Below are 7,359 nucleotides of genomic sequence, written 5' to 3'. Positions count from 1 at the left end.
GACTTCGCGGCACGCCCTGTCGGCTTTCGACACGGTGCCGGTGACATCCATCTTCATCCCGGCCCAGGCGACTTGCCCGTTACGGATGGGAACACCCTGCGCACCTGCACCAAGGGAAACCATGCAGGCGGCGAGCAGGGGCCACAACGGTGGTTTGACCATGAGCGCCTCAATGGACCAAGTTTGGGACAATAGCGTAACCCAGCGGTTAGCCGCGCCAATGTCCCACAAACCGGATGCTGAAATTCCTGCTCGCCTTCCTTGCAAGTCTGGTTGTGTTTCTCATGGCTATAGCCTGGTTGATCCAGGACATCTGGCTGACGAACTTCCCCGGCGCTGCCCCGGCCCATCTGAACCAGAAATTGACTGTGCTCTCAAGTGTCGCCCTGGTGGCGCTCATAAGCATCCTATTTTTTGCCGTGAAGGCATTCAGGGCGCGGCGCCGGCCGTCGGATGCGGTGAGTCGAAACTCAGATTTTCCCGAACGACCAGGACATTGAGTTCGCGGAGGATTTTTTTGAGCGGCTCGGAGATGACGCGGCGGCAGCGGTCATCACGCCTGCATGGGCAGAGCCCGTTGCCAAGGTCGATGTGATCGGAATTCACGGACGGCCGTGCCCATGTGCTTCCTTCATTCTTCCTGAAAAGAGAAAGCCTCAAGGTTCGGGACGCCCTGGATAAGGAGGCGGCGAACACTAGAGGCTGGATGTATTCAATTGTATGGACGCTGATGAAGCTGTCCTTACAAAAGCGCGCATTGGACGCCATCGAAACCCACAAACGAAAAAGCCCCTGATTTCTCAGGGGCTTTGGCGTTTTGGCTGGGAGACTAGGATTCGAACCTAGATAAACGGAGTCAGAGTCCGTTGTCCTACCGTTAGACGATCTCCCAGTAACTGGGCCGGCAACGCGCTCTGACCTTGGAGCGTTGTCGGTGAAGCGTAATCCCGGGGGATTAGCGCTTCGAGAACTGCGTGGCGCGGCGAGCCTTGTGCAGACCGACCTTCTTACGCTCGACTTCGCGGGCGTCGCGGGTCATGAAGCCGGCCTTGCGGAGCGGCGGCTTCAGGTTTTCGTCGTACTCGACCAGGGCGCGCGAGATGCCCAGGCGGATGGCGCCGGCCTGGCCGGTGATGCCGCCGCCGGCAACCGTCACCGTGATGTCGAACTTGTCGGTGTTGTCCGTGAGTTCGAGCGGCTGGCGCACGATCATCCGGGAGGTTTCACGACCGAAGAACTGCTCGAGCGTCTTGCCGTTGACGACGATGGCGCCGCTGCCCTTGCGGAGGAAAACGCGGGCGGCGGAGGACTTGCGGCGGCCGGTGCCGTAATTCTGCGTAATTGCCATGTCGGTTCCTTAAATTTCCAGCGCCTGCGGCTGCTGTGCGGTGTGCGGGTGCTCGGCACCACCGTAGACCTTGAGCTTGCGGTACATCGCACGGCCCAGCGGGTTCTTCGGCAGCATGCCCTTGACCGCGATCTCAACCACGCGCTCCGGGTGTGCAGCCAGCAGATCCTTCAGACTGGTGGTCTTCAGGTTGCCGACGTAGCCGGTGAAGCGGTGATACTTCTTGTCGTCCAGCTTGTTGCCGGTGACGGCCACCTTGTCGGCGTTGATCACGACGATGTAATCGCCGGTATCGACGTGCGGGGTGTACTCCGGCTTGTGCTTGCCGCGGAGGCGACGGGCGATTTCGGTCGACATGCGACCGAGCGTCTTGTTCGTCGCATCGATGACGAACCAGTCGCGCTTGACGCTTTCCGGCTTGGCGCTGAACGTTTTCATTTCGAAAATACCTGATAGCCGCCAACTTGGCGGAACACGGAATCGGTGGACCAAAGACGCGAGAGGATAACGGAATCGTCACCTTGCGCGCAAGCCACGCCCACGAAGGGCATCGGGCCGACAATGATAGCATGTGATGAAGGAAAAGGAGCCCCCAAACCATGCCTGTCCGCCAGTTTAGCCGACTCGACCGTGTCCTGTCCGGGATCGAGCACGCCATGGAGGCCGTGGCCGGCAAGCCGGAGGCCGGCCGGCCCTCCCCAGCCCAGGGGGCGCCGGAGGCTGAAATGGACGACCTCCAGCGCCGGGGAGCCGCCGGCCTGATGCGCATCAACCATACCGGCGAGGTCTGCGCCCAGGCCCTGTACATGGGCCAGGCGGCCCTGGCCCGGGACGGCGCCGTCCGGGCCCACCTGCTGCATGCGGCCTCGGAGGAAACCGACCACCTGGCCTGGTGTTCGGAGCGCCTGGCCCAGTTGGAAAGCCGCCCGAGCCTGCTCAACCCCCTCTGGTACGCCGGTTCCTATGCCATCGGCGCCGCCGCCGCCCTGGTGGGCGACCCGGTGAGCCTGGGCTTCGTGGTGGAGACCGAGCGCCAGGTCGAGGCTCACCTGGCCGAGCACCTGGAGCGCCTGCCGCCCCATGACGAGCGCTCCCGCGCCATCCTGACCCAGATGCAGGTGGATGAAGCCCGCCACGCCGTGCAGGCGCAGGATCGGGGCGGCGTGGCGCTGCCTCGGCCCATTCCCGCCCTGATGCGGGGGATGTCGAAGGTGATGAAGGCCGTGGCCTACCGGATCTAGTACCGGGCAAAAAAAACCCCGCTCGAGGCGGGGTTTGTTTGGGGGTCAGAGTCGTGACTCTGACCCCGCGGGCGACGCGCTCACGGTTACATCAGGTTCCGGCCATGGAACAGCTCTTCGATCTCGCGGCGCAGCAGCGATTCAATGCGCTGGCGGTCCTTGAAGGAGAGGTCATCGGCCTGGGCCTCGAAAAGATAGGTATCGAGGTCGAAGTCCTTGATGTGCATCTTCGTGTGGAAGATGTTTTCCTGGTAGACGTTCACATCGAACATCTCGTACTTCTGGCGGATATGGCGGGCCAGGTAGTCCTGTACGGAATTGATCTTGTGGTCGATGAAGTGCTTCTTGCCCTTCACGTCGCGGGTGAAGCCGCGCACGCGGTAGTCGGCCACCACGATGTCCGATTCGAAGCTGTCGATCAGGAAATTCAGCGCCTTCAGCGGGGAGATGACGCCGCAGGTGGCCACGTCGATATCCGCGCGGAAGGTGGCGATGCCGTTGTGCGGATGGGTTTCCGGATAGGTATGGACGGTGATGTGGCTCTTGTCCATGTGCGCGACCACGGCACCGGAGATCGTGTCGCGGCCAAGCCTCTCCACCACCGGCTCTTCGGAGATCAGGATGGTCACCGAAGCGCCCTGCGGATCGTAGTCCTGGCGCGCGATGTTCAGGATGTTGGCGCCGATAATCTCGGCCACGTCGGTAAGGATCTGCGTCAGGCGATCGGCATCGTATTGCTCATCGATGTACTCGATGTAGCGCTGGCGCTGCTCTTCCGACACGGCGTAGCAGATGTCGTAGATGTTGAAGCTCAGGGCCTTGGTCAGGTTGTTGAAACCTTGCAACATCAGGCGGGGAAGCGGTTTTACCACGGCGGCACTCCGGGGACCGCTTGCGCGGCCTACAGTTGACACGGGTTAGCAGCTAGGGTCCCCGCTTTCGAAAAAGAACGTTCAGGCGTAGAGCTTTAACGTTCGATGTGACCGGGACAAGACAGCCCGCCCGGCCGAAAGAGCGAAATTATGAGCCAAACCGCGCCGGATTTGAATCCATCGCAAGATGAGTCATTCCTGCAATAATCGACGCTTACGAGGTGTTGGGGCCCTGCCGGAGTAGCCCTCGGGCGCGAAACAAGCGCGCCCGCCACGACCCTCATGGCTTACTGGAACCGAACGTGGCCCAACTCAAATATCTGTTACAGCAGCAGTTCGAGCGCTCGCAAGCCCCGGTTAGCTTCGCCCCCGACCCGCCCACGATGGAACGTTTCCTTGGCGCCTGCCACCGGCGGCGCTACCCGGGTAAAACCGCCATCATCCGGCCCGGCGACCCCGCCAACACGCTCTACTACGTGATCGACGGCTCTCTGGCCGTATGCACCGAAGACGAGGAAGGCCGCGAACTGATCCTGGCCTACATCAACCGGGGCCAGTTCATCGGCGAGATGGGCCTGTTCGTGGAGCAGGCGCAGCGCGAATCGCTGGTGCGCACACGCACCCCCTGCGAAATGGCCGAAATCAGTTATGAGCGGATGTTCCAGCTGCTGGAAACCACGCTCGCCGACGACTGCCCGAAACTGCTGTTCGCCATCGGCGCGCAGCTCACCGATCGCTTGCTGCGTACCTCGCGGCAGGTCAGCCGGATGGCCTTCATGGACGTCACCAGCCGTGTCTCGCGCACCCTGTTGGACCTGTGCACGGAACCGGACGCCATGACCCACCCGGAAGGCACGCAGATCCGCATCTCGCGCCAGGAAGTCAGCCGCATCGTCGGCTGCTCACGCGAGATGGTGGGCCGGGTGCTCAAGCAACTGGAAGAAGAGCGGATGATCGACGTCACCGGCAAGACGATCGTGGTGCGCGGCACCCGCTAACCATCGTTACCGGCGCGGGTCGTACACCATGTAGACGTCGGCACGGGCGTAGTGCGAACCCTCGCGCACGCCCGGCTGCATCACGAAGCCGGCCCGTTCGTACATCCCCAGGGCCTTCTTCAGCAGGCTGCTCGATTCCAGGAACAGCTCGCGGCCACACAGGCGGCGATAGGCTTCCAGCGCCGCGTCCATGAGCTTGCGGCCGGCGCCCAAGCCCTGCCAGGCCTCATCCACGGCCATCTTGGAAAGCTCAAAGACGCCCTCGCCTTCGTGCAACAGGGCGCAGGTGCCGATCACCGCGCCTTCGCAGCGGGCGAAGAGGATCACCCCACCCTGTGCCAGCACCATGCCTTCCGGGTCGGACAGCAAGGCGTCGTCCACGGCTTCGACCACGAAATAGCGTTCCAGCCAGGCCAGGTTGAGGCGGCGGAAGTCGCCGGCATAGGCCGGCTCATAGGCGACGATTTCAACTTCGGCGGACATCAGGGCACCATGTTCCCGCAGGATGGCGTCTGAAAGCGACTGTCTGCGCAGCGCGTCTTCGGTACCGGCCAGCGCTCCCAGCAGCAGCCGTGCGATGCCCGGGTAATCGCGGTTCACCGTGCGCCGGATGGCAAGCCACGTGGGCTCGAGCTGACGCAGGGCATGACGCGCCGTCGCCGTGGCGGCCAGCGTGCCCGTGCCGCGACGCTCCACCAGCCCTTCGCGCACCAGCAGGCTGGCAAGCGGGTTCACCGTGGTATGCGGCAGGCCCAGGGCCAGGCAGATGTCAGTCGACGACGCCGGGCCGTGGTCCCGCAGGAAGCGCAGGATGGGGATCCAGCGCGACTGCAAGGTCGAGCCAGTGGCCTGGAAGACGTCGTCTATGGACTGGTAGAGCTGCTCGCTAAGCGCGTGCAGGCGGCTGGCAAGCGCCAGCTCGGCGAGGGAATCGAAATGCATGACGCAGGAGGGGCTACGCGGGGAGGGGCAGCCGGCCACGGTAGCGGTACTTAACCCCGGGCGCAATCGGCCATCAGTACCAGGCGACCCGCCCCACCGCCCGGCCCAGGGCCCTTTCAACCCGTTTGCAGGTACGTGGCGAGGCATTGACCATCATCGGCTCGGTGGCCGGCCGAAGCATCGGGATGTCCCGCCAGGAATCGCTATAGGCCACGTCCCAACGGGTAAGTCCGATCTCGGCAAGGCTCACCAGCTTGCGAGCGCCGATGTTGTGGCGGCGTACGCGCATGCCGAGCCAGCCGGGCCGGAACGTCGATGCCAACACCGGGACACCCGCCAGGCCGAGTTCGTCCAGGATGGCACGCGCCAGGGTTTTTTCGCAGGCGGTTACCACCAACACCCGCTCGCCGGCATGCACGTGCCGGCGCAAGGCCAGGATGCCTTCGCGCGGGAACAGCCTGGGGGTGCGCGCCAGCTCCACGCCGAACGCCGTTGCCATCTGTTCGTACCGCGCTGCGCCGACGAACAGCAAGGCCACGCGTACCAGGAAATGCGCCGCGAGCTTGCGCGAAAAGATCGCCAGCACAAGCCACACGGGTGATGTCAAAAGCGCCAGCAGTTTGCGGCCGAGCGACCGCTTGTAACGGGCACGCATGAACAGCGTGAATGAATCACCGCGAATCAACACGCCGTCGAAGTCGAACAGCACCACGCGCGCACCATCTTCCGGCGCCGTTTCGGCACCTTCCACCGCTTCCCCTGTAGTCACCGTGGCCGCCTAGTTGAAGAGAGCGCGCAAGGCGCTGCCGGGGTCTGGCGCGCGCATGAAGGCCTCGCCGACCAGGAAGGCATCGATGTCGGCCGCGCGCAGGCGCGAGACGTCTTCCCGGGCGTGGATGCCCGATTCGGTGACGAAAATGCGGCCAGGCTCCACCAGGGGCCGCAGCCGCAGGGAGGTTTCCAGCGAGGTTTCGAACGTGCGCAGGTTGCGGTTGTTCACGCCCACGAGCGGCACCGGCAGGGCCAGCGCGCGCAGAAGTTCGTCTTCATCGTGCACTTCGGCCAGGACGTCGAGGTCGAGCTCGGCTGCCAGCAGGGAGAGGTCCATCAGGCGCTCGTCGTCCAGTGCTGCGACGATCAACAGGATGCAATCGGCGCCTATCGCACGTGCCTCGTATACCTGGTACGGGTCGATGATGAAGTCCTTGCGCAGCACCGGCAGCGAGCACGCCGCCCGCGCCTGCTGCAGATAGGCTTCGCTACCCTGGAAGAAGTCGGCATCGGTAAGCACCGACAGGCAGGCGGCGCCGCCGGCTTCGTAGCTGCGGGCGATGTCGGCGGGGTGGAAATCCGCGCGGATCACGCCCTTGCTGGGGCTGGCCTTCTTCACTTCGGCGATCACCGCGGGCAAGCCGGCGGCGATTTTCGCTTCCATGGCGGCGGCGAAGCCCCGCGTGTCGGGAAGATCACCCACGCGCGCGACGAGGTCGTCCAGCGGCACCGCGGCATGGCGCGCGGCGATTTCTTCGACCTTGCGGGCGAGGATGCGATCGAGGATGTCGGTCATAAGATACTTTTCTAGGCGTCGGCGAGGCGGCGCGTCACGGCAACGAACTGGTCTATTTTCGCACGGGCGGCACCACTGGTGATGGCCTGGCGGGCGGCGGCGATGCCGTCGGCGATGGAGTCGCTCACCCCGGCGGTGTACAGGGCGGCGCCGGCATTAAGGCAAACGATCTCGTGCGGCACGCCGGGCTTGCCTTCCACGGCCTCGAGCAGCATGGCCATGGATTGAGCTGCGTTTTCCACCCGCAGATTGCGGCTGGACGCCATGGCCAGGCCGAAATCTTCCGGCTCCACTTCGTACTCGCGCACCTGGCCGTTGCGCAGTTCGCCCACCAGCGTCGCGGCACCGAGGGAGAGTTCGTCCATGCCGTCCCTGCCCCACACCACCATCG

The 7,359-nt window shown here is 64.0% G+C and carries 10 protein-coding genes, 1 tRNA gene and 1 pseudogene; 4 read left to right on the top strand and 8 right to left on the bottom strand.

The genetic code is table 11. The features are described 5' to 3' along the window. The first annotated feature begins 236 nt into the window (after window positions 1–236). Together VK519_RS03020 and VK519_RS17890 are read left to right on the top strand one after the other, a co-directional pair. A complete protein-coding gene (locus tag VK519_RS03020; RefSeq protein ID WP_324347539.1) occupies window positions 237–500 on the top strand; it encodes a hypothetical protein in 264 nt (87 codons plus the stop codon). After that, a complete protein-coding gene (locus VK519_RS17890; protein ID WP_524538973.1) occupies window positions 475–681 on the top strand; it encodes a DUF8220 family protein in 207 nt (68 codons plus the stop codon). Before VK519_RS03020 ends, VK519_RS17890 begins: the two co-directional genes overlap by 26 nt. Window positions 682–818: 137 nt before the next feature. Here VK519_RS17890 and VK519_RS03015 read toward each other — a convergent pair. From VK519_RS03015 to rplM, 3 genes are all read right to left on the bottom strand, one after another. After that, window positions 819–892, bottom strand: a tRNA-Gln gene (locus VK519_RS03015). A gap of 63 nt (window positions 893–955) precedes the next feature. After that, window positions 956–1,348 carry a 30S ribosomal protein S9 gene (gene rpsI, locus VK519_RS03010; RefSeq protein ID WP_324347537.1) on the bottom strand — a complete coding sequence of 131 codons (393 nt, stop codon included), beginning with the start codon at window positions 1,346–1,348 and terminating at the stop codon, window positions 956–958. 9 nt (window positions 1,349–1,357) lie between these two features. Beyond that, window positions 1,358–1,786, bottom strand: a complete 429-nt coding sequence (rplM, locus tag VK519_RS03005) for a 50S ribosomal protein L13 (RefSeq protein WP_324347535.1) — start codon at window positions 1,784–1,786, stop codon at window positions 1,358–1,360. Between the two features lie 161 nt (window positions 1,787–1,947). Here rplM and coq7 point away from each other — a divergent pair, with 161 nt between their 5' ends. Continuing rightward, window positions 1,948–2,589: a 2-polyprenyl-3-methyl-6-methoxy-1,4-benzoquinone monooxygenase gene (gene coq7 / locus VK519_RS03000; protein WP_324347533.1), complete on the top strand. Its 642-nt coding sequence runs from the start codon at window positions 1,948–1,950 to the stop codon at window positions 2,587–2,589. A gap of 86 nt (window positions 2,590–2,675) precedes the next feature. On the opposite strand, the gene speD is transcribed toward coq7, so the two are convergent. After that, entirely contained in the window at window positions 2,676–3,461 is a 786-nt protein-coding gene (gene speD / locus VK519_RS02995; protein ID WP_324347531.1) for an adenosylmethionine decarboxylase, read from the bottom strand. Between the two features lie 383 nt (window positions 3,462–3,844). Here speD and crp point away from each other — a divergent pair, with 383 nt between their 5' ends. Then, a complete protein-coding gene (crp, locus tag VK519_RS02990) occupies window positions 3,845–4,459 on the top strand; it encodes a cAMP-activated global transcriptional regulator CRP (protein WP_284691553.1) in 615 nt (204 codons plus the stop codon). A 6-nt stretch (window positions 4,460–4,465) separates the two neighbouring features. On the opposite strand, the gene VK519_RS02985 is transcribed toward crp, so the two are convergent. The 4 genes and pseudogenes from VK519_RS02985 to trpD all read right to left on the bottom strand — a co-directional run. Beyond that, window positions 4,466–5,401 carry a GNAT family N-acetyltransferase gene (locus tag VK519_RS02985; RefSeq protein ID WP_324347527.1) on the bottom strand — a complete coding sequence of 312 codons (936 nt, stop codon included), beginning with the start codon at window positions 5,399–5,401 and terminating at the stop codon, window positions 4,466–4,468. Window positions 5,402–5,474: 73 nt separating this feature from the next. Beyond that, complete coding sequence (locus VK519_RS02980) at window positions 5,475–6,170, bottom strand: haloacid dehalogenase-like hydrolase (RefSeq protein ID WP_324347525.1); 696 nt, start codon at window positions 6,168–6,170, stop codon at window positions 5,475–5,477. A gap of 9 nt (window positions 6,171–6,179) precedes the next feature. Next, entirely contained in the window at window positions 6,180–6,968 is a 789-nt protein-coding gene (gene trpC, locus VK519_RS02975; RefSeq protein ID WP_324347523.1) for an indole-3-glycerol phosphate synthase TrpC, read from the bottom strand. Window positions 6,969–6,979: 11 nt separating this feature from the next. Continuing rightward, window positions 6,980–7,359, bottom strand: a pseudogene (trpD, locus tag VK519_RS02970) (anthranilate phosphoribosyltransferase); the annotation flags it as partial.

The organism is Pinirhizobacter sp. (genome assembly GCF_035317885.1).
Classification (GTDB): Bacteria; Pseudomonadota; Gammaproteobacteria; order Xanthomonadales; family Rhodanobacteraceae; genus Pinirhizobacter.
The sequence above is the reverse complement of the archived record's forward strand: the minus strand, read 5'-3'. Positions and strand labels throughout refer to the sequence as shown.